Below are 2,098 nucleotides of genomic sequence, written 5' to 3'. Positions count from 1 at the left end.
CGATAGGTCTCGGTGTGGCCGCCCTGGCGACCGAACCCCTTCACCTCGGTCACGGTGATCCCGACGACCCCCGCGGTCTTCAACGCCGACTTCACGTCGTCGAGCTTGAAGGGCTTGATGATGGCAGTGACCATCCTCATGTTCAGACCTCCGCCTTCTCGGTGGAACGGGTCGGGGCGGGGCCGAGGTCGGTGGCGCTGAGCCCGGCGAGGGAGTCACCGGCGTAGCCCGGCGAGCCGTGCTCGAGGACGTCGAGGCCCTCGATCTCCTCCTCGGGGGCCACCCGCAGGCCGACGGTGGCCTTGATCGCCATGAACAGCGCCCCGGCGGTGATCATCACGAAGGTGAACACGGCGATGACCATGATCGCCTGGGTGATCAGCTGGTCGAACCCGCCGCCGTAGAGCAGCCCCGCGTTGTCCCGGCCGAGGAACGCATCGTCCTTGGCCGCGAAGATGCCGATGGCCAGGGTGCCCCAGGCGCCACAGACGCCGTGGACCGAGATGGCGCCGACCGGGTCATCGACCTTGACGACCTTCTCGAAGAACTCGACGGCGAAGACGACTAGGACGCCGCCGACGGCGCCCACGACGATGCCGGACCAGTTGTAGAAGGCGCCGCACCCGGCGGTGATCGACACCAGGCCGGCCAGCACGCCGTTGCAGGTCATGCCCACATCCGGCTTGCCGCTGCGCAACCAGATCGTGGCCATGGCGGCGACGCCCCCGGCGCAGGCGGCGAGCAGGGTCACCACCGCGATGTCCATCACGACGAGGTCGGCCGCCAGCTCCGAACCTGGGTTGAACCCGAACCAGCCGATGAACAAGATGATCGTGCCCAGCACCACGAGGGCGATGTTGTGGCCGAGGATCGCCCGTGGCTTGCCGTCCCTGGTGTACTTCCCGATGCGAGGTCCGAGGACGAGCGCACCGGCGAGCGCCGCCCAGCCGCCCACGCCGTGGACGATGGTCGAGCCGGCGAAGTCGCTGAAGGGGGTGGACAGGGTCGAGAGCCAGCCGCCGCCCCAGGTCCAGCGCACCACGATCGGGTAGATGAGGGCGGTGATGACGAAGCTGTAGATGAAGTAGCTCTTGAACTTCGTCCGCTCGGCCATGGCCCCCGAGACGATCGTCGCCGCGGTGGCCGCGAACGCCACCTGGAAGAAGAAGTTCGTGTGGATGGTGAGCCCGCTCTGGTCGAAGTCGGCGCCGTTCAGGAACCACCCGCCCCAGCCGATCACGCCACCGAGCTGCTCGGGCCCGTACGCGATCGAGAAGCCGATAAGGAAGAAGGCCAGGACCCCCGCTGAGAGGTCCATCAGGTTCTTCATCATGATGTTGGCCACGTTCTTGGCCCGGGTGAGCCCGGCCTCGACGAGGGCGAACCCTGCCTGCATGAACAACACGAGCACGCCGGCGAGCATCACCCACAGGTTGTCGAGGATGTACTGGGTGCTCGGTTCGGCGGGAACCCCGGTGGCTGCGCCCGCAGGCGAGGCCACCAGGAGGGCGAGCCCGCCGCCCAGCGCCGCTCCGATCATCAATCTCCGTCTCACGTGTCCTCCGTGATGTGCTCGGGCACAGCGGTCTGCCGTGCGTCGAAGGCGACGGTAGAGGCGCGATGTTTCCGCCTCGCGTGCGTCGCGTTACTCCCGTCGAACGCTTTCCTGACGCCAACCTGACACCAGGCGCAGTGCCCGTCCCGGGGTCCCCGGGGAACGGTCGGCGCGACGAGCTGGAATGACCCGAAATTGCGTACATGAGTCGCGCCGAGCGCGACTCATGTACGCAATTTCGGCGGTTCCGGGGTGGGCCGGGGCTAGATCGCGTCGACCCCCGACTCGCCGGTGCGGATGCGTACGATCGCCTCGATCGGGGTCACCCACACCTTGCCGTCCCCGATCTTCCCGGTGGCCGCGGCGTCCACGATGGCGTCGACCACCTTGTCCATCTCGACGTCGTCGATCACGACCTCGAGCTTGACCTTGGGCACGAAGTCGATCTGGTACTCCGTGCCCCGATAGGTCTCGGTGTGGCCGCCCTGGCGACCGAACCCCTTCACCTCGGTCACGGTGATCCCGACGACCCCCGCGGTCTTC

At 67.5% G+C, this 2,098-nt stretch carries 3 protein-coding genes; all 3 read right to left on the bottom strand.

Annotated elements, in window-relative coordinates:
- The coding region (locus tag VNL12_RS09800) for a P-II family nitrogen regulator (protein ID WP_325594015.1) at positions 1–140 on the bottom strand (140 nt) is incomplete at its 3' end.
- Between the two features lie 2 nt (positions 141–142).
- Positions 143–1,540 (bottom strand): ammonium transporter, encoded by a 1,398-nt coding sequence (locus VNL12_RS09795; protein ID WP_325594013.1) that lies wholly within the window; start codon positions 1,538–1,540, stop codon positions 143–145.
- A 278-nt stretch (positions 1,541–1,818) separates the two neighbouring features.
- The coding region (locus VNL12_RS09790; RefSeq protein ID WP_325594011.1) for a P-II family nitrogen regulator at positions 1,819–2,098 on the bottom strand (280 nt) is incomplete at its 5' end.

Source organism: Iamia sp., from assembly GCF_035575815.1.
Taxonomy (GTDB): domain Bacteria; phylum Actinomycetota; class Acidimicrobiia; order Acidimicrobiales; family Iamiaceae; genus Iamia.
Note: the sequence above shows the minus strand (reverse complement) of the source record. Positions and strands in the feature narration are given on the sequence as shown.

Bases quoted from the DNA above. Each gene is read 5' to 3' on its own strand.
- VNL12_RS09795 (WP_325594013.1), bottom strand. From the start codon at position 1,540: ATGATCGGAGCGGCGCTGGGCGGCGGGCTCGCCCTCCTGGTGGCCTCG.